The sequence below is a fragment of the Westiellopsis prolifica IICB1 genome (assembly GCF_004323185.1).
GTDB lineage: Bacteria > Cyanobacteriota > Cyanobacteriia > Cyanobacteriales > Nostocaceae > Pelatocladus > Pelatocladus prolificus_A.
In genome coordinates, this window is sequence record NZ_NAPS01000001.1 from 1139685 (window position 1) to 1161974 (window position 22290).

The window sequence follows — 22290 nt, forward strand, 5'->3', positions numbered from 1 at the left end:
GAAAGGGGATTGGTTATTCTGCTCCCTTGTCTCCCTTGTTTCCCTTGTCTCCCTTGTCTCCCTTGTCTCCCTTGTCTCCCTTATCCCCCTTCCCTTGTCTCTCTAGTTTCTAAAAGTTTCACAGGAGAAAATTTAGTGCGCCGTCAAAGTTCGCGATGCCAGAATCATGCTACGAGTAGCTGGTTTAGGCGGATAGCGGCAACGTTTGTGGTGACAAGTGTATTGCAGAGTCCAATGTCTGCGATCGCTCAAGTTGAGAATAGCAAGCCGTTGACCAACTTTATAAATCAAGCTACTTATACTTATACAGATTCTAGTAATAATCTTAAATATCAAGGAATTTCCCGTCAGATTCAGGCTGCTCCCACTCCATTAGTTGACCCATTGGGAAGAATTTTAGGATGTGGTGGCAGTGTTTTACCTGATTACACGGGCTTTTCTGTTGCTGTCTATGAATCTGACCCTAGTGACCCCACAGGAACAGAATTAGGAAGATTGTTATCTCTAACTCGCACAGAGTTACCTGATAGTCCTAACAATAATATTCCTGGTGGATTAAGACCAAATATTGAGAATAGTAACCCTTATTTCCTAACTAATACAGAACCGCTAGGTGCTTATAATTTCCTACTCGATCCGAATTTTGGTCAAACAGATCCTGGTAGAACTTACATTCTTGTAGTCAATCCACCACCGAATTCGATTTACAAACAGCGTCGAATCAAGATTCAAATCCTCCAAAGCACTGGTACAGAGAACAATGATCTTGTCCGGTATGTTGCTACATCTTTAGATGGTCAACCGATTACACTTACAGGTCAAACCAATACTGAATCAACGGTTGTCTTAGTTGCGAATGCTGAACTTCAAGGACTAGATTTATTAGCTTTTGAATTTACTACGAATATGTGTCAGCCGCAACAGGTGCAGATTGTCAAAACAGGCGATCGCGCTACGGCTGAACCAGGAGATACAGTTATTTATCGCCTCTCAGTCAGAAATTCTGCCGATGCTGCTTTAGATAGTGTAGTTGTCACTGATACTTTACCCTTGGGTTTCAAATTTTTACCTAAATCTGTTCGGGGTGAAATTGATGGTCAATCTGTCACCATCACAGCTGAACGCAATGGTTCTAACGTTATATTCCGCACAAATACCGTAATTCCGTCGCAAAAAGTATTAAATATTGCCTATGCTGCCCAACTCACTCCAGATTCTGTACGGGGTTCGGGACGCAACTTAGCCAGTGTCACTGCTCAAAGAGCAGATAACCGTTTCATTACTAAAGACGGACCAGCTAGCCACAAGTTACAAATTAGACCAGGTATTGTATCAGACTGCGGCACAATTATCGGTCGAGTCTTTGTAGATAAAAACTTTGATGGCGAACAGCAGCCAGGTGAACCAGGAGTTCCCAACGCGGTGATTTTTCTGGAAGATGGCAACCGTATTACTACTGATCCTAACGGATTATTTTCTGTAGCGAATGTCTTACCAGGCAATCATACAGGAGTTCTCGACCTCAGCAGCCTCCCTGGTTACACCTTAGCACCCAATCTCAAATTTAAAGAACGTAACAGCCAGTCCCGCTTAGTACGTTTAGAACCCAGTGGTATGGCGCGTATGAACTTCGCAGTCACCCCCACATCTGGTGAGGAGGTCAAGAAATGAATCTAGGTAGAAGGAAGTTACTTCAGTCTCAACATTTGAACGCTAATACTTTGAGACTATTGGGGGTGATGGCAGGGGCTGTAAGTCTAGCATTATATCCCATCGTAGCCAAGGCAGAATACACCAACGTTATCCAAGATGCACCTCAGCAAGAGGACGCGGAGAATTGGAGACGCGCTGACAAAGGAGAGTTTGGCGAACTCCAACCAACTTTATCTGAGGATGTTATTAATTTATCTTTAGAGGACAAGTTCTCCGTCCTACCAGATAACCTAACTACAACATCATCAGCGATACAGCCATTCCAACCAGCAGCTGATATCAAATTACCAAAAGGTATACAACGAATAGCACAAAATACATATTCTTCCCCCACCTCTCTACAAATCCTTACCCCCACCCCTGATACTGTAGTCGATCTACCAGCAACTACAGTCATACTACAATTTCCCGTGGATGCAAAAGTGGAATTACGTGTGAATGGGGATTTGGTAGATCCATCCTTGGTGGGACGGACAGAAAGTGATGCCAATACTAACTTGTTAACGCAGACATGGTATGGTGTTTCCTTAAAAGAAGGAGCTAATACTATCACTACTCAAGTGGTAGGTTCTAGTGAAGCGCCTGTGAGTGTGCAGGTAGTGGTAAGAGGCGCACCTACAGAATTAAAGTTGGAAACCGTCGAAACTCGGATTCCGGCGGATGGGCGTTCTACAGCGACAGTGAAAGGCGAATTCCGAGATCAAAATGGGAATCGCTCCAACCGCGATGGAGTTGTGACTCTGATACCGACTGTTGGTGAGTTTGTTGGTAAAGACTTTAAACCTGATGAACCCGGATTTCAAGTAGAGGCAAAGAAAGGACAATTTAGCGCTACTCTCAAATCAAGTTTGAATGCTCAAACTGTCAGAATTCGAGCGATCGCCAATGATTTAGAAGCCTATACACAACTACAATTTGAAACAGCTTTACGTCCGAGTTTGGTAACTGGGGTTGTAGATGTACGTTTGGGTGCGAGGGGTACAGATTACTACAGCAGTTTTCGTGATTTTCTTCCCCCGAATAAAAACGATAGCACTCAATTAAATGTGCGTTCGTCAATCTTTGCGACTGGGGCGATTGGAGAATGGTTATTTACTGGTGCTTACAACAGTTTTCGGAATTTAAATGAAGATTGCAACTGTGATAACAGACTGTTTCGTAGTTTTCAATTCAACGACCAAAACTATCCTGTCTATGGTGACAGTTCTAAAACAGAAGTCATCACTCCTTCTACTGATAGCATCTATGCACGGTTAGAGCGATCGCCCAAAATACCTGGTGCTGACCCCGATTATTTCATGTGGGGCGACTATACCACTCAGGAATTTGCCCGTTCATCTCAGCAATTTACTTCAGTCACGCGTCAATTACATGGCTTCAAAGCTAACTATAGCCTGGGAAATTTACAATTCACTGGTTTATATGCCAATAACGTTGAAGCCTTTCAACGAGATACTATTGCTCCTGACGGTACGAGTGGTTACTATTTCCTCTCACAGAGATTACTGGTTGGGGGTAGTGAAAACATCACTATTGAGTCGGAAGAACTGAACCGTCCTGGTACTGTCCTGGAACGTAAACAACTTAATCGCGGTTCTGATTACGAAATTGACTACGATCGCGGTACTATCTTATTCCGAGAACCCATTCAACGTACTGAGCTAGATGAGAATGGACAGGTTCTAGTTCGGCGTATTGTCGTTACTTACCAATACAAAGGTAGTGGTTCCGATAGTAATATTTATGCTGGTCGCCTGCAATACAACTTTGACCGCACCCTCAACAAAGAAAGTTGGATCGGAACAACTTACTTCCAACAAGATCAGGGGATGCGTGACTTTGAACTCTATGGTGCAGATGCACAGATTGCTTTGGGTTCAAGAGGAAAACTGATCGCAGAATACGCACGTTCCACAAATAGTTCTGATCTCTCAGGAAAGGTGAGTGGTTCAGCGTACCGGATTGAAGCTGAAGGAGAAATTCTCCCAGGTTTTCGAGGGCGCACCTACTACCGTTCCACAGATGCAGGTTTTGCTAATGATGCTACAACTAGCTTTGTTCCTGGTCAAACTCGCTACGGGGCGCAATTGACAGGAAAAATTTCGTCTACGACTAATTTACGGTTCCAATACGACCACGAAGATAATTTTGGGACTGCACCCCAACCGCTAGATACTTTTGAGGAGTTATTTGCACCGCGCACAGAAGCAGTTCCTGGGAGCAAAGTTGATAATTCTCTGACAACAATTTCTGCGGGGATTCAACAGCGTTTTGGTAAAGCTACCTTAGATGTGGACTGGATACATCGCGATAGAGAAGATCGTTTGTGTGTAGAGACGTTGCAATGCAACGTCTCTACAAATTCCGACCAATTGCGATCGCAACTCCAAATCCCAATTACCAAAACTCTCACTTTCCAAGCACTTAATGAACTGACTTTATCTTCCGAAACTGATGCTGTTTATCCAGACAGGACAGGTTTTGGCTTAAATTGGGCTGTTTTACCTGGTGTGAACGTCAACTTAGCGCAACAGTTTTTCACTCGCGGCCAATATGACAATAACTCCATCACCAGCTTGAGTGTCAACGGTCAACATAAACTTGGTAGAGATACCACTCTCACCGGTCGTTATACCATTTTCGGTGGAGCCAACGAACTGACTACTCAAGGAGCCATTGGATTAAATAACCGTTGGACTATCGCCCCTGGTTTAAAACTCAATCTTGCTTACGAACATATATTTGGTAACTTCTTCGGACGTACTGCAACAGGACAACAATTTCCCCAACCTTCTGCTGTCGGTCAAAGTGGCTACTCATTGGGGGTTGGTAGTGGTGATAGCTATAGCATCGGTTTGGAATACACCAACAACCCAAAGTTCCAAGCCAGCGCCCGTTTCGAGCATCGCAGTTCTTCGAGTGGTTCCAATACCGTAATTTCCGCAGGTGCAACAGGTAAAATATCACCTTCACTCACTGCCTTAGCGCGTTATCAACAGGCAAATTCTTCCAATCAAAAACTAACAGGATTAGGGGATACAGCCAGTCTGAAATTAGGTTTAGCCTATCGTGACCCTAAAAACGATAAGTTTAACGCCTTGCTGCGGTATGAATATCGCAAAAATCCCGCCGTGATTCCTGACACTGTTCTGTTGGGGAGTGGTACAGGTTCCGAAGACCATACCTTTGCTGTGGAAGCTATCTACGCCCCGAATTGGCAATGGGAATTTTATGGTAAGTATGCTCTACGTAATAGTACTTCATATTTAGCAGAAGATTTAGTTGGAACTAGCATAGTTAACTTAGGACAATTACGGGCAACCTATCGCTTGGGATATAGCATGGATTTAGTCGGTGAAGCACGATTAATTAGTCAAGGTAATTATACAGAAACAGGTTTTGTTGTTGAAGCAGGTTATTATCTCACACCTAATTTACGGCTGTCTGCTGGTTACTCTTTTGGTAAAGTTGATGACCGTGATTTTTCCGGTACTCGTTCCGCAGGTGGGCCGTATTTGGGTTTGACGGTGAAGTTGAACGAATTATTTGATGGTTTTGGATTGCAAAAAGTCCCGCCACGCCAGCAGCAAGAATCTACTAAGACCTTGGTGGAGAAATTGAAGAAGGCGACAACGGGGGTACGGAAAACCGAGATATGAAATTTCCCATCAAATGTAGAGACGCGATATATCGCGTCTCTACACGCCAGGGTAACGGATTTGGAATTGAAACCATGACGCAACCAAAATTTCAGGGTAAATACAGAATCGAATCAACCCGTTTGCCAGATCGCAATTATGCCGCCAACGGTTCGTATTTCATTACTATTTGTACCAAAAATCGCATCCATTTCTTTGGCAATGTGATTGCAGGTGAGGTGCAATTTTCTCCAATTGGCGAAATTGGGCAACGTTTTTGGACAGATATTCCCAATCATTTTGATTTCGCCTACATTGATGCCTACGTTATTATGCCCAATCACGTACACGGCATTGTTGTTATCGACCGTCCCCCAGATGTAGAGACGCGATATATAGCGTCTCTACAACCGACAGATGAATCTAATAAATTTGGTTCGTTAAAATCCGGTTCATTGCAATCTATTATTCATTCCTACAAATCTGCTGTCACCCGTTGGTGTCACAAAAACGGTTATGACCATTTCGCTTGGCAATCACGATTCTACGACCACATCATTCGGGCGGATGCTTCTTTAGAGCGCATTCGAGAATACATCATCAACAACCCCACCAAATGGGAAGAAGACAAAAATAACCCCGCAAATTTATGGATGTAATACCCAAACCCCAATGTAGAGACGTAGCAGTGTTATGTCTCTACATTCATTACGTAAATAAATTTTATATCTGAGTGTCAACTAATACATTAATTAAATCGAGCAATGAAATCTTTATTAAAGTATCTAAGAGTGATCGATAAGCTTACTTGGAAAACTCTTCCAAGTATAATTCCCCTATCTACTTCCTTACTAACCATTAGCGCTAGCGTTGGAATTGGTATTACTTTTAATCCTCAACGCAGTTGGGCTAGTGCTTGTGCAGGTGTGTATTTTAGCAGGTCTGGTGTGCCTACAAGCAGTCAAAGTGTAATTGGTTACTACAACTCAATCACAAAAAGTTATGTAAACATCGCCACTTATGATAGTGGTGGTAACATTAATGCGATCGCCACCCAACCATCAACTGGTAATCTATTTTTCGTGAATCGGGTTACAGGCAAAACAGTTGTTTACAATCCAAATACAGGCAGTCAAATCACTCTAACAGGAACTCTTCCTGGTACCACAACAACTATTATTGGTGCTACGTTTAATGCCAGTGGCAAATTATATGTTTATTACTCAAACAAAACATTAATTGAAGTCAATCCCGCTACAGGTAGCCAGGTAGGCTCCACGATAAATATTAGTGGTATTCCCGGAAATAATGATAGTACCAGCAGAATTACTAACGGAGATATTGCGATCGGCACTGACGGTGTTCTTTATGCGGTTGGTGACACTAGCAGCAATTCCGGTAGCTACACTTCCCAGCTTTATTCGATTACTATTTCTGGTACTACAGCTACAGCAACACCAGTTAATGGAAATAATCTTATTACAGGAGTTAGTGGTGCTGCTGTCAATGGTCTGGCGATTGACCCATCTACAAGTAAATTCTATATTAGTACTAGTGGTGGGACTTATGAGTTGAACACGAGTACAAAAGTTGCAACTCTACTTACTAGTGCTGTTGGAACAAACGACTTGGCTGCTTGTGGTTCTCCAGCACCGGATTTGCCTACAATTACTAAGACATTTAGCCCAAGTACTGTAACAGGTGTACCTGCAACTAGTACTCTGACGTTGACTCTGGGTAATACAAACTCAGTTCCTATTTATCTCATACAAACATTAATCGACAATTTTCAATCTGGGTTGACAGTTAGCAATCCTAATGGGTTAAGTGGTACCTGTACAACTATTTCTGGAAATACAGTTACTGCAACAGCAGGAAGTAGTTCTATCAGCCTAAATAATGGATTCAAAATACCAGCTGGTGGTTGTACCGTTTCTGTGAATGTTACAGCTAGTAGTGCAGGTACTTATACAAATATTATTGCAGCCGGAGCTTTGAAGACTTTCGTTGGTGACAATGCTAGTGCTGCTAGTTCAACACTTGTAGTGGCTACCACTATCTCCGGTACTCTCTACGAAGATACTGACGGTGGCAATGATTTGGATGCAACTGAACCGAAATTACCTGCAAATATTACTGTCAAATTACTAGATAGCAATAACAACCTCATCACAAGTACCACCACCAATACCAATGGTACTTACATATTCACTGGTGTTACTAGCGGTAATTACAAAATTCAGGTAGATACTACAGATACAGATATTCCTCCTGGTTACACTTTGGGTACACCCAATAACTTAGCTGTGACTGTCTCTGGTAGTTCTTTGACCAATCAAAACTTTGGGTTTGATAAACCTGTTTCTAGCAACCCTAACATATTGTTAGTCAAACGCATTACCGCCATTAACGAGTCATCTTTTACCGATTTCATCGACGGTGTAAATAACAACAATTCTCCTAACTATGTACCAACCCCTCGTGATACTGATGATAACAACTCTAATTGGCAGAGTAATTACTTACAAGGTCTCATCAACGGTGGTACTGTTCGTCCTAATGATGAGGTAGAATATACCGTTTACTTCCTCTCCGCAGGTGATGCAACTGCACCCAAAGTTTTGATGTGCGATCGCATCCCCAATAATGTTACTTTCATCCCCACCACCTTTAATAGTTTCCCCACCAAAAACAGCACTGGCTTAGAGAAGGCTGATCGGGGGATTCTCTGGCAGTATAGCGGTAATACTGAATCTCTTAGCAATATTAAAGATGGAGATATCGCCCAGTACTTTTCTCCTGGCGAAGATCCAACAGATGTTTATCCTACAGTTGACTGTGGTGGTGCTAACACCAATGGTGCAATAGTTGTGAATTTAGGGGATTTACCTAATGCGATCGCTCCGGGTACACCTACTGATTCTTATGGTTTCATTCGCTTCCGGGGACGGGTGAAATAAAGTTAAAGGGTGCATAGCTATGCGCCCTTACAAATATGTGTTAGATTATTTTTTACATACAAAAATAGAAACAAGGAGAGAGCATAGACTAAGTGTAAAGACTTTGTTATATACACTCTCCTTGGTTTTCAGGCTAACGCTCTTACTGTATATCTCTCTTTATTTGTATACGCATACATACAAAAAAAACACAGTAATTTTACTGAGTTTTATGCTAAATAGATTAAGAAAGCTTGATGGAATTTTCAAAAGTGGGAACAGACACCTGTTGTGGTTCTGGTAATTTATCCTGTAGAAAAGCAAGCAGAATTTCAGCAAGTGGATTTGCTTGTTCTAATTTTTGCATGGCTTCGAGTACGCCAGGTTTTAAAGCAAATTCTACAATTTTTTCCCTGTCTGGGTGAGTACGCAGCACTTCGCACAACAAACGACCATTGCTAGCACGATAAAGTTGAGGTGCAATTTTATGGATGTTCAAAAAATAAATCCATTCATAGCGCAGAATATCAAAAGATAAATCTAATAAACAAGCCAAGTGACCAACGGACATAGTCACAAAAGTCTTTAAACGAGTTGAGTAGACTGTTGCTATCTCCCGCGTCCACGAATTAACATCCATAATTTCTAGCGTCAACTGTTGCATCGTATGTTCACAAGTTTCTGAACCAGGATGTTGATAATGAGCTAGAAAAATGTTGCTCCAGTTTGCTTTTTGGCTAGTCAATAATGGTGGATGATAGAGAACTTGATTTAAGTCCTCCAAATTTGTCATATCTAAATTTTGTGACGTAGATTAGGCATAGAGATTGTGATTTGATTTAACGTAAGTTTGATGAATTTACTTTAATCCCTCTCCAAATCCCTTCCCAAAACGGAGAAAAGCTTAAAAAACTATAAAAATTTAACCATTAGGCATTAAAATCTGCATTCTTTCAAGTCAGGAAGGAATTTAAAGAATATTAATCTAAGTTTTGATTTTATCTATATGAGGCACAAACTCATGCTAAACTACTCAAACTTAGAGTTGGGAAAGTCCGGTGAAATCCCGGTACTGTGCCGCAGCTGTAATCCGATTGGTTATTAAGTACTAGTTACTAAAACAACCAGCTACAAGCAACTAATTCGGTTAGTCAGAACGCCAATTTCTAAGGGTGTCAAAAGACACATTGTTTCTCTGCTCCCTGCGTCGCACAGGGAAGGAGGCTTAGAGGTGTATTTCTCGTCAATTTCTGTTCCTTGTCCTGGTATTTTTTATAGCACGTCCGCGCGAGACGGTACTCTATCACGCATCCGTATCCCTGGAGGGATTGTCACTACTGGACAATTTCGGATGGTCGCTGATTTAGCTGATAAGTTTGCCGCAGGTTATGTCAATATTACTAATCGCGCTAACTTCCAAATTCGCGAAGTTCACACAGAAATAAATTCTGAAGTTTTGCACCAACTCCGAAAAGTTGGTTTAGCTTCGCCAATTGCGGGTGTTGATCATCTGCGTAATATTATGGGTAGCCCAACAGCTGGGATTGATGCAGAAGAGTTGATTGATACGCGATCGCTCATTCGCACATTAGATAATTACATCAGTAGCCATGCTGAACTTGCGCCCTTGTCACCAAAATTTAGCATTGCAGTTGACGGTGGAGGCGCGTTAAAGGTGTGCGATCGCCCCAATGATATTGTCTTCAGTGCGGTTGAAATCAGTACACAGATTTACTTTCACCTCAAACTGAATTTAGGTGAATCATTTCTAGATACAGGCATATTACTGCAACCCCAAGCATGTGTAGACGTAGTAGGTGCGATCGCCAAAGTCTATTTACAGTATTCTGCAATAGAACCAGAAAAGATCACAGCCTATCGCAAATCTCGTAAACTTCGTTTGTTTGAAGTTCTACACAACTTGGGTAGAGAAAGATTTCTCCAAGAACTAGAAAGTTATCTTCCCTACTCCTTGCAACAACTTCCCAATATCCCCCCCTCTCCATCCACACAAACCTACATAACTCGCTATCTCCACCTTGGTGTTCACCCCCAAAGACAACAAGAACTTTCCTACATTGGTGTTGTACTACCACTCGGTAAATTAGAAACATGGCAAATGCACGGTTTAGCAGATATCGCCCAAAATTACGGAAGTGGTACACTGAGGCTCACACCCTGGCAGAATCTTCTGTTAACAGATATTCCTCAACTGTATATTCACGAAGTCAAGAGCAAAATAGAAAACCTAGATTTGCATTGGTCGCCAACCAAAATACACAGCGCTTTAGTTGCGTGTGCTGGTACTACAGGATGTGCATCCTCAGCAACGGATACCAAAAATCATGCTTTAAAGTTAGCTGAGTATTTAGATCAACGCATTACCCTAAATCAACCTGTCAATCTTCACTTTACAGGATGTCCAAAATCTTGCGCCCAACACAACAACAACGATATTACTCTCTTGGGTGTCAGTGAAGAAAAGTATCACTTATATGTTGGAGATAGTGACAATGAAAGCAAATTCGGGCGAGAACTTTACCAGTGTGTGGCGTTTGCAGAATTACCCTCATTGGTAGAAACAATTCTCCAAGTTTACACTGCAAAACGTCTAACTCGCCACGAATCACTGGGAGAATTCGCCAACCGATATAGCATTGCAGAGTTGCAAGAGATGGTGGAGGAGGGGAGGAGGGACAAGGGAGACAAGGGAGACACGGGGGACACGGGGGACAAGGGAACACGGGGACAAAACAATCTAAAATCTAAAATTTAAAATCGAATGACTATTGATTATCTTCGAGATGGAAATGAAATATATCGTAAATCCTTTGCTATGATTCGCGCTGAGGCAAATTTATCTGTGCTGGCGCCGGATGTGGCTAAGGTAGCAGTGCGTTTGATTCATGCTTGCGGAATGACTGATATTGTGGATGATTTAGTAGCTTCGTCTACTGCTGTCCAATCTGGACGTACAGCAATAGCAGCAGGCGCACCGATTTTGTGTGATTGTCGCATGGTGGCTGAAGGAATTACCCGTAAGCGCTTACCAGCAGATAATGCAGTGATTTGCACTCTGAATCATCCCGACATACCACAACTTGCTCAAAAACTGGAAAATACTCGTTCTGCTGCGGCTTTAGAATTGTGGCGATCGCACCTAGAAGGATCTGTGGTAGCGATTGGTAATGCACCTACTGTTTTATTTCGACTACTGGAAATGCTGGATGAAGGCGCACCTAAACCCGCGTTGATTCTAGGTTTTCCGGTTGGATTTGTGGGAGCCGCAGAGTCAAAAGCAGCACTTGCAGCCGATAGTCGTGGTGTGCCATTTATGACATTAAAAGGACGTCGGGGAGGAAGTGCGATCGCAGCTGCCGCAGTTAATGCCTTAGCAACGGAGAAGGAATGATGAAAGGTCGTCTTTATGGTGTTGGTGTTGGGCCTGGAGACCCAGAACTATTAACTCTCAAGGCATTACGCCTGTTAAAATCTTGTCAAGTGGTTGCCTATCAATCAGCAGAAGATAAAGAAAGTATTGCTAGGGGTATTGTGGCTGAATACCTTTCTGGGAATCAAATTGAGGTGGAGTATCATCTCCCCCGCGCCCTTGACCCGTACGAAGCACAACCAATTTACGATCAAGTTGTCATTCCTATTGCTGAACATCTCGCCGCTGGACGGGATGTGGTGGTTTTGTGTGAAGGCGATCCGTTATTTTACGGTTCATTCATGTATGTATTTACACGGTTATCTGACCAGTTTGAAACAGAAGTTGTGCCAGGAGTTTCCTCACCAATGGGGTGTGCTTCTGCATTGACAGTTCCTTTAAGTTATCGCAACGATGTTTTTAGCGTTTTACCAGCCACCCTACCAGCCGAAACCTTGAAAGCACAATTGTTAAACGCTGATGCAGCAGCGATTATTAAACTGCGACGACATTTTGCGAAAGTGCGCGATGTGTTGGATCACTTAGGAATGGGATCACGGGCGCGTTACATTGAACGAGGAACGATGGTAAATCAAAAAATTATCTCTCTTGATGAAGTAGATCCTGTTCAAGTACCTTATTTTTCGATGATTTTGGTGCCAAGTCAAAGTCGATTATAAGTTGATTTGAGTTCGATAAATATTCTCAGACCAAGCAATCAAATAGCTCGCAAGTAAACTGCGCGGCTCATAGTCCAAGTCTACTGAAAGTAGACTAACTGAACAAGCCCTTCAACCCACTTTTAGTAGGTTTTGGTTATGAGCCAGCTATTTATATTAGTTGAGGGCGAGATGTCGTTGCTCATGAAATCTATCGAACTCACGTTAATTTAGACAACTTCCAAACAGTTAACTAGTGGTGAGACTAAACTCCTGATGATTAATTGAGTGTTCTGGATCACGATAGTGTGAATCTAGCCAACAACGCGGTAAATACTCACCAGAGGGAAACACCATTTCCAATTTGGTGTAGGAATCAGGTTCTTGTAATTCTTCGCCTGCGTGTGTCACTCCCATTACTTCTTTGATACAGGGGTTGAAGAGTCGGTCTAGAGTCAAAATCTCGACTAAAGTTCCTGAGGGTTTATGCATCAAGAACATAGTAATTCTCCTATGTCAAGAGCTACTAATATATAGTAGACCGAATTCAGTCCTAAAACTAATTTACGCAATAGTTTGCAAAATTAATACATATCTAATTTTTATAGCTTTAGCTTGGTTTTCTTTTCGCGAATCTTTAATTCCCCTTTTGGCGATAACCATATTGTCTGCTTACTACGAACTGCACAATCACCTGTAAAATCATCTAAACTCAAGGTGTATGCTCGCTTGTTCAATTGTCTTATGTCCTCGATCATAAACTCGTTGCCACCAAACCTTGCCAAAATTGTCCAGCGCTTTCAACGTGCTACAGACCCGAAACGACGCTATGAACAGCTAATTTGGTATGGTCAGAAGCTAAAAGAGTTTCCAGAAGCTGATAAAATCTCAGAAAACAAAGTACCTGGGTGTGTTTCCCAAGTTTATATTACGGCTGCTTTGGCAGAGGATAAAGTGATATTTCAAGGCGATTCAGATTCTCAATTAACTAAAGGATTAGTTGGTCTTTTAATTGAAGGTTTGAATGGACTTACACCTGCTGAAATTGTTCAAGTCACTCCAGATTTTATTCAAGAAACTGGCTTAAATGTTAGCCTGACACCTTCTCGTGCTAATGGTTTTTATAACATCTTCAAAACCATGCAAAAGAAAGCTTTGGAATGTCAAAGTTAGGAAAAATTAGATCAGGACTTACGCATGGGTAACGGAAAAACAAACCACAGAGAACGCACCAGGACACAGAGAAATAAGAGTTTGTCCGGTTTTTTACGTAAGTCCTATAGATAATTGGAACTAGAAAAATAAAGATAAGCGATCGCCACTACTTTTGTACAACTTCACTGACTCCATTTATCCCATGCAGCCCGCGCCACCTTTGCTATAACTTCTTCGCGTGCAGCATCTTCAGCTGTAGAATCTGAAACAAAAATCGCTATAGCCAAGTGCTGTCTATTTGATAGCGTCACCAGTCCCACATCATTTGTTGCAGCCGTCACTCTGTTAACAGTGCGTGATGTGCCAGTCTTATGTGCTACAACCGTCCCATCAGGTAACATTCCTTTGATGCGTCCTAAACCTGTGGGTGTCTCCGTCATCAAGCGCAGCAACAACCCTTGGCTAGATTTTGAAAGCCCTCGCCCCTCGTGCAATGCGCGTAACAAAACGATCATTGCTTCAGGTGTTGCCCAGTTGCGATACTGGACTGATTTGTCTTGTCCTATCTCCTTCTCGGTGTTGATCACGTTGATGCCATTTATACCAAGATCACGCAAATACTTCATGACAACTTCCGGCCCGCCAACAAGTTTTAACAGCACATCACAAGCTGTACCGTCGCTTTCGGACACCATATACTTCAGCAGTTGAGTTAGACTTAGTTCTACTCCTTGCGGATTATCATCTCGGATTGGACTGTGTTGACGTTCTGAGACGAAATCGTTTTTTTCAACACGGATTCTCTGCTCTAGTTTTAACTTTCCTTGGTCTACTTGAGCTAGTACAGCCATTCCAATAGGAAATTTATAAACGCTTTGCATCGGAAAGCGCTGATCCCCATTCAGAGTTACTGATTCTCCTGTTTCCAGCATTGTGACTGCAACCCCAACGCGCCCTTGAGCAGTACGAGATATTTCTTCAATTCGGTTGTACAATTCGCCTTTTGACGAATCATTAGTGCTGGACGTTATGACCTGTTTGGGAATATTTGTTTGTCTGTTGTTTTTGGCTTCACTGCTAGTAGAATTAGTGCTTGTGCAACCGACAGTCAATAAAGATATGCAAAAGCCGCAAAGCCACACTTTTTTACTCGTCACTTGATTCATGAACCTTATTCGGTAAGCACCGTCAAATATTTGAAATCAGACAAAATCAAGGATGAGCGATCGCCTACACTCAAATCATGCGATCGCTCTGAAATTACAACCCCATCACCAAGCGATAATGTGGTTCAATTTGGGCAACAGTTTGAGATTGGCGCTGAGTATCCCACTGACTGTGATGGAATAATTCTTGCCGCAATTTATCAACATCAATAGTTGTAACTTTCCCCTCAGCAACAATTTGTTTACCATTCACCCACGCACTATTAACTACATTACTGGGACGTCCTAAAACTAATAAACCGATGGGATCTGTACGCGGTAATAATGATAAATTAGTCAGATCATAAAGTACTAAATCTGCTTTTTTCCCAACACTTAAAGAACCAAGTTTATCAGTTGTATTCAATCCCTTTGCACCACCAAAAGCAGCCATTTCTACTGCTTGTCTAGGTGTAATCCAGTGTTGATAATCTAAATCGGTGACGTTATGTAAAATAGAACCAATTTTGATCGCTTCTAGTAAATCTTGGGAATCATTACTAGATGCACCATCACAACCAAAAGTTACGTTTACTCCTGCTTGCCGATATTTTAAAATTGGGGCGATCCCACTACCCAAACGCAAGTTACTTAAAGGATTATGAACTACTGTAGATTGAGTTTCAGCGAGAATAGCAATATCATTGTCAGTCAGATGGACGCAATGGGCTAGGCTTGTACGATAGTCTAAAAAACCAATGCGTTGGAGATGGGCAACGGCGGTACAACCATATTTTTCTTGAGCTAGTTTTTCCTGTGCTTTGGTTTCTAACAAATGGGAATGACGACAAAGATTGTACTTTTCACTTAACTGTCTACATCCATCAAATAAAGCATCAGAACACAGTTGGATGCCAGTTGGGGCGACAACAATATTAACACCTTCTTCTGGACGATGAAACTGTTTTACTGCTGCTTCAATAATTTCTAATGTTGCTTGCGTTGAGCGAAAATAAGGTTCATGATTTTGTTGAGTTTCCCCGGATGGAATACCAGCAGTAATCGATTCATCTTGAATCAGAGGCGCAACAAAGGCACGAATACCAACTTCTTTATAAGCGCGAACTGCTGTGGCAATTGTTTCAAATTCTTTACCAGGTATTAATACTAAATGATCTACGACACTCGTACCGCCAGAAAGTAGAGTTTCCACTGCTGTTCCTAAAGCACTGAGGTAAACTTTTTCGGGATCTAGAGGCGCGAAATCATAGAGTTCTGCTAGCCATAATTCTAGGGGTAACATAGACATGATCCCCCGTTGCCACATTTCTGAGGAATGGGTATGGGCGTTAAAAAATCCTGGTAATAAAAGTTTATTTTCACCGCTAATTGCTGTCCCCACCACCTCAAGCTGGGGTGCGATCGCATTAATAATTCCCTCGCTCACTTGCACATCAACGGTGCTGTAACCATCCTCGACAGGAATTAAAGCATTCTGAATAGTAAAGTTCATCGAATGTTTAACCTTAATTAAGTAATTAAGCTCTGAAGCTAATTTCAAGTTACAAAGTAAACAATGATGTTGGATGTTGCTTTTATGGATCTGCCTCTTCGGAAATTAGGAATTGCACCAAACGCTTGGGCAGTAAATCAGGCGATCGCAGATATCACTCGTCCTCCCCTTAACCCACAACCCGTTATCTTAGCAACAGAAACCAAAAATCTGCGCCTTGATCTCGCAAAAGCTGCCATCCTCGTCATTGACATGCAAAATGATTTTTGTCACCCTGATGGTTGGTTATCACACATCGGCGTAGATGTCAATCCAGCGCGTCAGCCAATCCAACCTTTGCAACATCTACTGCCTACACTGCGGGCAACTGGAGTTCCGATAATATGGGTAAATTGGGGAAACCGTCCTGACTTACTCAATATTAGTGCGGGTGTACATCACGTCTACAATTCCACAGGGGAAGGTGTGGGCTTAGGTGATCCATTACCCACTAACGGTGCTAAGGTACTGATGAAAGGTAGTTGGGCAGCAGCAGTGGTAGATGAACTCGAACAATTGCCAGGAGATGTTTTTATTGATAAATACCGCATGAGTGGTTTCTGGGATACTCCTTTAGATAGTATCCTGCGGAACTTGGGCAGAAGCACACTATTTTTTGCTGGTGTAAATGCTGATCAATGCGTCATGGCAACTTTACAAGATGCTAACTTTTTAGGATACGACTGCATATTAGTTAAAGATTGTACAGCGACAACTTCCCCTGAATATTGTTGGTTAGCAACACTATATAACGTCAAACAGTGTTTCGGTTTTGTCACAGATTCAGAAGCAATTTTCAAAGCAATTAATGATTAGTGTTTAACGGTTAGTGGTTCGTAGATAGTAATTAAAAACTACCTACTAAACAAATGACCAATGACCAATGACCAATGACCAATGACCAATGACCAATGATCAAAGCAATTAATGATTAGTGTTTAACGGTTAGTGGTTCGTAGATAGTAATTAAAAACTACCTCAATGACCAATGACCAATGACCAATGACCAATGACCAATGACCAATGACCAATGACCAATGACCAATGACAAAGGACAAATGACATATGATCAATTGCTGTGTAATTCCTGTTGTCAAATCTCCCAAAGATTACCAAGTTTATCGTATTAGTCCGCAGGATTCAAATCGTTTGGCGATCGTATTTGATCCGGCGATCGCAAATACTTCCCTAACTTGTTGTGTAGAAATTTTTGATGTTGGCGGAAAAACTCCCCCTAATCGCCATCAATTCGCAGTAGAAATGTTTTTTGTTCTCAAAGGCGAAGGTAGAGCGTCTTGTGATGGTAAAAGTATTGCAATTAAAGCTGGAGATAGTTTATTAGTACCAGCTACTGGCACTCATGTGATTGAGAATACGGGTTTGGGACGTTTATATACGTTGACTGTGATGGTTCCTAATGAAGATTTTGCCGAACTTATTCGTAGTGGAACGCCTGTAGAATTCGATGCAGAAGATATAGCTGTGCTTGGTAGGTTTGATGCTTTTGTTGCAAATTAAAAACTTTGAATAAGAATGTTAGTTTTTCAGAGACGCTGGGTATTCTCTTAACAGGAGGCTTGCTGGTACTTAAGTATTTACCGCAGTAACACTTTCAAGATGGCTAGTTCTGGAGAAGAATACCTACTTAACCGCAACAAGAAAATTGAGCGGCGAAAAAGGATTTTAACCTGGGTGTCAATTGTATCTTTTGTTGGCTCCGGGGTTTTTGCTATAGTTCCTACACTGCAACAGGTTATCGAGAATCCCTCAACCCAACCTGTGTCTGCTGAGTCTTCATTACAGCAACAGGAGCAGGGTTTTGAGTTGGTGTTACAACGAGAACCAGAAAATAGAACTGCTTTAGAAGGGTTAGTAAAAATACGGTTACAGTCACAGGATTTAAAGGGTGCTGTTGAACCTTTAGAAAAGTTGGTGAAACTGAATCCTGAAAGACAAGATTATAAAAGAACACTGGAGCAATTGAAGCAACAAGTCGCTCAAGGGAAAAGCGATCGCAAATAGTTGTTTATATACAGTTTTTTAACCTAAATACTTTCATTCAGGAGCTGAAATACTATATGCCAAGTCTTTCTGTGTGCATGATGGTGCAAAATTCAGAAAAAACATTAGTCATTGCTCTGGAATCTTTAGCGTATGTCTATGATGAGTTAATTATAGTTGATGGTGGTAGTACGGATTCGACTTGTGAAATTGCATTGAATTATGGTGCAAAAATCGTACATTCAAAATGGTCAGGTAATCATTCTCAGCAAAGGAATTTATATTTAGATTTAATTAATACTGATTGGATATTTGTTCTTGACTCAGATGAATTTATTGACATAAAGTGCAGAGATTTTTTAAGTTATGTCAAAAACTCAAATCAGAATTTAGATAGTGACAATTTTTGGATTCCTAGAAAGTGGATTACTACTTTTAGTAAACATTATTATCTTACTAGCTCACCACATTATCCCGATTTCCAACGGCGTTTATTTAAATATAATCAGGATATTTATTATACGGAACAGATTCATGAAAGAATTCATAATCTTAATTATCAAGGTATATGCTTAAATGAATTAAGTATCTATCATTTAGATTTATTGATTAATACTGAAGAACAACGACGTACAAAAGTTCGTCGCTACTCTAAGATAAATCCACGAGATGGAGGACGGCATTTCTATTTGCCAGATCCAAAAAAAACTGAGATAACAGAATGGAATTTTGTTGAAATACTATCTTCTGTTCAAGTTTTTCTAGAAAATTTAGATAAAAATAAAATATTAACTTCGCAATTAGACGAAATTATTTCACCTGAAATTAAAAATGATAATTTTTACCACATAATTAAAGAAATTGTTAAACAAGACGACATCAAAACAGTTTTAGAAATTGGTTCATCTTCAGGAGAAGGAAGTACAGAAGCATTTGTTACAGGTCTACGAGAAAATCAAAATAACCCACAATTATTTTGCATTGAAATTTCACAAAATAGATTTACAAAGTTAAAAAAAAAGTATGCTAATTACTCTTTTGTTAAATGCTATAATATCTCATCTGTTTCTTTAGAGAGCTTTCCAAGTATTAATGAAATTATAAAATTTTATAGCAGTACAAACACAAATCTAACTCACTACCCTCTTGAGCAAGTTATAGGCTGGCTAAAACAAGATATTGAATATTTAAAAACTTCTGGACTTCCTCAAAATGGAATTAAGAAAATTAAAGAACAAAACAATATCAAATATTTTGATGCTGTCTTAATTGATGGTTCTGAGTTTACTGGTACAAGTGAAATTAATGAGATTTATGGAGCAAAATATATATTCCTAGATGATATCAATACTTTCAAAAACTATCAAAATCATCAAAGATTAACTTTAGATCATAATTATGAATTAGTTATTCAAAATCTTTCCCTCCGTAATGGTTACTCAGTATTTAGAAGAGTTGATGATTTTAAAATCCAAGCTGAACAGCAAATTAATTATAATGTCAATATACCTATTAACTTTTTTACGATAGTTCTCAACGGCGAACCATTCATTCGATATCATATTGAAGTATTCAAACAATTATCTTTTAAATGGCATTGGCACATAGTCGAAGGTGTAGCTAAACTTCAACATGATACCGGATGGAGTTTAAAGCTGGGTGGACAGATAAGTGATACAATTCATTGCAATGGACGCAGTAATGACACTACAACAGAATATTTAGATGAACTAGTGCGCCAATATCCAGATAACATTACAGTTTATCGACAACCTGAAGGTGTTTTCTGGGATGGAAAAAGAGAAATGGTTAATGAGCCATTATTTAACATCAACGAAGAATGTTTATTGTGGCAAATAGATGTAGATGAATTATGGACTGTTAATCAGATTTGTACTGCACGACAAATGTTTATTGACAATCCTGAAAAAACAGCCGCTTTTTATTGGTGTTGGTATTTTGTCGGGGAAAATTTAATGATTAGCACTCGTAACTGTTATTCTCAAAATCCCAGACAAGAATGGTTGAGAACCTGGCGATATAAACCAGGCGCAGTATGGGTAGCACATGAACCACCAACACTAGAAGAACCTTTATCAAATGGTCAATGGCGGAATGTTGCAGCTATAAATCCTTTTTTGCATCATGAAACCGAAAAACACGGTTTGGTATTTCAACATTTTGCCTATGTGACACAAAATCAGTTGGAATTCAAAGAACAATATTACGGATATAAAAATGCTGTTTCTCACTGGAAAAACTTACAAAAACAAACTAGATTTCCGGTTTTATTACGGCATTACTTTTCATGGGTACAAGATGACACAATGGTTGAAAATGCTGAATTATGTGGTATCAAAGCAATAGCTTATAAAGATTATGAAAATCAAAGTTGGAGATTTTTACAATCAGCAGAATTACAAACTCCACAACTTAAAAAGCCACAGCCATTAATTATCATTGATGGAGTATTTTTTCAACTTTATCAGACTGGGATTGCGCGTGTCTGGAGGTCACTATTAGAAGAGTGGGCAAACAATGAGTTTGCTAAATATATTATTGTACTTGACCGTGTTAGTACTGCTCCTAAAATTTCTGGTATTAAGTATTTGAATGTACCACGCTATGACTATAATAATATCGATACTGAGCGAGAATTTTTACAGCAAATATGCGATCAAGAAGGTGCAGAATTATTTATCTCGTCTTACTATACAACACCCATAAATACACCTTCTGTATTCATGGCTTATGATATGATTCCAGAAGTCATGGATTGGGATATGAATCATCCCATGTGGCAAGATAAACAACAAGCAATAAAACACGCATCCGCCTATATAGCTATTTCCAAAAATACAGCACTTGACTTGGCAAAATGTTTTCATCATATATCTTTAGAATCTCTTACTGTAGCGTATTGCGGAGTTAGCAGTACTTTTAAACAATCTACATCTGAAGACGTAAGTTTTTTTAAAACAAAATATGGTGTCACCAAGCCTTACTTCTTATTAGCTGGTATTGGCTCTGGATATAAAAATAGTATTTTATTCTTCCAAGCTTTTTCACAGCTTGTTAGCAGCTATGGTTTTGATATTGTGGTTACAGGTAGTGGAGGTTTATTAGAATCTCAGTTTAGATCCTGTACATTTGGTAGTGTCGTTCATATGCTGCAACTGAGCGACAAAGAGTTAGCAATAGCTTACTCTGATGCTATAGCATTAGTTTATCCATCCAAGTATGAGGGTTTTGGCTTACCTGTCTTAGAAGCAATGGCTTGTGCTTGTCCTGTGATTACTTGTCCTAACGCTTCAATTCCAGAAGTAGCTGGAGAAGCAGCTATATATATCAATGATGATGATGTAGATGGACTAGCAAATGCACTTTGCGAAGTTCAAAAACCTAGTGTTCGTCAATCATTAATTGCTGCTGGTTTAGAACAAGCGAAAAAGTTTTCTTGGACAAAAATGGCAGAAATTGTCAGTTCAGCTTTAATTGATGCAACACTTTTATGTTTAAATCTTAGAAAGACAAATTTAATTATTTTTCCTGATTGGTTGCAAGCAGAAGAATTAGTCAGTGTAGAATTAGCACAAGTAATTAAGACACTCGCAACTCATTCAGATAGTAGCAATATAACTTTACTAATTGATACTAATAATATTACGACTGAAGATGCAGAGTTGTTGTTATCTAGTGTTACCATGAATCTTCTCATGGCGGAAGATTTAGATATCACTGATGAATTAGAAATTTCTCTAGTGGGAAATTTGGCTGATATTCAGTGGAAGGTATTAATACCTCGTCTTCATGGGCGAATTGTTTTGGAACATGAAAATCAACAAGCATTAATACAAGCAAAAGGAGATACTCTTACATCTTATGAGTTAGCAAATTTTAGGCAAGTAGGAGAGCAAGATTTTTTTTAAATTGAGTAATTAATAAAGGAAGAGGACTCAAATCCTCACTACTAACAAATTTAAGAGTTAGTAGTAAGCACTTCAGTGCTTAGGAAGTAGAGGACTCAAGTCCTCACTACTAACAAATTCAAGAGTTCG

General features: G+C 40.3%; 16 protein-coding genes. 12 read left to right on the top strand and 4 right to left on the bottom strand.

Annotated elements, in window-relative coordinates:
* The first annotated feature begins 135 nt into the window (after window positions 1-135).
* The 4 genes from B4U84_RS04880 (at window position 136) to B4U84_RS04895 (ending at window position 8311) form a co-directional block, all read left to right on the top strand.
* Window positions 136-1671, top strand: coding sequence for a DUF11 domain-containing protein (locus B4U84_RS04880; protein ID WP_131115855.1), 1536 nt, complete (start codon window positions 136-138; stop codon window positions 1669-1671).
* A complete protein-coding gene (locus tag B4U84_RS04885; RefSeq protein ID WP_131115857.1) occupies window positions 1668-5372 on the top strand; it encodes a YadA C-terminal domain-containing protein in 3705 nt (1234 codons plus the stop codon). The genes B4U84_RS04880 and B4U84_RS04885 overlap by 4 nt, the downstream gene beginning before the upstream one ends.
* Before the next feature lie 74 nt (window positions 5373-5446).
* Window positions 5447-6010: a transposase gene (locus B4U84_RS04890; protein WP_131118722.1), complete on the top strand. Its 564-nt coding sequence runs from the start codon at window positions 5447-5449 to the stop codon at window positions 6008-6010.
* A gap of 132 nt (window positions 6011-6142) precedes the next feature.
* Window positions 6143-8311 carry a DUF7933 domain-containing protein gene (locus B4U84_RS04895; RefSeq protein WP_207390897.1) on the top strand — a complete coding sequence of 723 codons (2169 nt, stop codon included), beginning with the start codon at window positions 6143-6145 and terminating at the stop codon, window positions 8309-8311.
* Between the two features lie 223 nt (window positions 8312-8534).
* On the opposite strand, the gene B4U84_RS31465 is transcribed toward B4U84_RS04895, so the two are convergent.
* Window positions 8535-9083 (bottom strand): hypothetical protein, encoded by a 549-nt coding sequence (locus B4U84_RS31465; protein WP_242677534.1) that lies wholly within the window; start codon window positions 9081-9083, stop codon window positions 8535-8537.
* A 438-nt stretch (window positions 9084-9521) separates the two neighbouring features.
* Here B4U84_RS31465 and cobG point away from each other — a divergent pair, with 438 nt between their 5' ends.
* From cobG to B4U84_RS04920, 3 genes are read left to right on the top strand one after another with little or no spacing between them, the layout of a single operon-like run.
* The gene (cobG, locus tag B4U84_RS04910; protein ID WP_131115861.1) at window positions 9522-11066 is read left to right on the top strand and encodes a precorrin-3B synthase; all 1545 of its coding nucleotides are present in this window, start codon (window positions 9522-9524) and stop codon (window positions 11064-11066) included.
* Between the two features lie 6 nt (window positions 11067-11072).
* The gene (locus B4U84_RS04915) at window positions 11073-11702 is read left to right on the top strand and encodes a precorrin-8X methylmutase (protein WP_131115863.1); all 630 of its coding nucleotides are present in this window, start codon (window positions 11073-11075) and stop codon (window positions 11700-11702) included.
* On the top strand, window positions 11702-12400 hold the full coding sequence (locus tag B4U84_RS04920) for a precorrin-2 C(20)-methyltransferase (protein ID WP_017309483.1): 699 nt from the start codon (window positions 11702-11704) through the stop codon (window positions 12398-12400). The genes B4U84_RS04915 and B4U84_RS04920 overlap by 1 nt, the downstream gene beginning before the upstream one ends.
* A 228-nt stretch (window positions 12401-12628) precedes the next feature.
* Here the strand turns inward: B4U84_RS04920 and B4U84_RS04925 are convergent, their stop codons facing one another.
* On the bottom strand, window positions 12629-12880 hold the full coding sequence (locus B4U84_RS04925; RefSeq protein WP_017309482.1) for a hypothetical protein: 252 nt from the start codon (window positions 12878-12880) through the stop codon (window positions 12629-12631).
* Between the two features lie 243 nt (window positions 12881-13123).
* Here B4U84_RS04925 and B4U84_RS04930 point away from each other — a divergent pair, with 243 nt between their 5' ends.
* Window positions 13124-13552, top strand: coding sequence for a SufE family protein (locus B4U84_RS04930; protein ID WP_026081782.1), 429 nt, complete (start codon window positions 13124-13126; stop codon window positions 13550-13552).
* A 164-nt stretch (window positions 13553-13716) separates the two neighbouring features.
* On the opposite strand, the gene bla is transcribed toward B4U84_RS04930, so the two are convergent.
* Both bla and B4U84_RS04940 read right to left on the bottom strand, forming a co-directional pair.
* A complete protein-coding gene (bla, locus tag B4U84_RS04935; protein ID WP_044451532.1) occupies window positions 13717-14700 on the bottom strand; it encodes a class A beta-lactamase, subclass A2 in 984 nt (327 codons plus the stop codon).
* A gap of 94 nt (window positions 14701-14794) precedes the next feature.
* The gene (locus B4U84_RS04940) at window positions 14795-16192 is read right to left on the bottom strand and encodes an amidohydrolase (RefSeq protein ID WP_131115865.1); all 1398 of its coding nucleotides are present in this window, start codon (window positions 16190-16192) and stop codon (window positions 14795-14797) included.
* Window positions 16193-16276: 84 nt separating this feature from the next.
* On the opposite strand from B4U84_RS04940, the gene B4U84_RS04945 reads away from it, so the two are divergent.
* From B4U84_RS04945 to B4U84_RS04965, 4 genes are all read left to right on the top strand, one after another.
* Entirely contained in the window at window positions 16277-17047 is a 771-nt protein-coding gene (locus tag B4U84_RS04945; protein WP_131115867.1) for a cysteine hydrolase family protein, read from the top strand.
* Between the two features lie 249 nt (window positions 17048-17296).
* Entirely contained in the window at window positions 17297-17749 is a 453-nt protein-coding gene (locus tag B4U84_RS04955) for a cupin domain-containing protein (protein WP_131115869.1), read from the top strand.
* 99 nt (window positions 17750-17848) lie between these two features.
* Window positions 17849-18253: a tetratricopeptide repeat protein gene (locus tag B4U84_RS04960; protein ID WP_131115871.1), complete on the top strand. Its 405-nt coding sequence runs from the start codon at window positions 17849-17851 to the stop codon at window positions 18251-18253.
* Between the two features lie 56 nt (window positions 18254-18309).
* Complete coding sequence (locus B4U84_RS04965; RefSeq protein WP_242677535.1) at window positions 18310-22161, top strand: glycosyltransferase; 3852 nt, start codon at window positions 18310-18312, stop codon at window positions 22159-22161.
* Window positions 22162-22290: the final 129 nt, after the last annotated feature.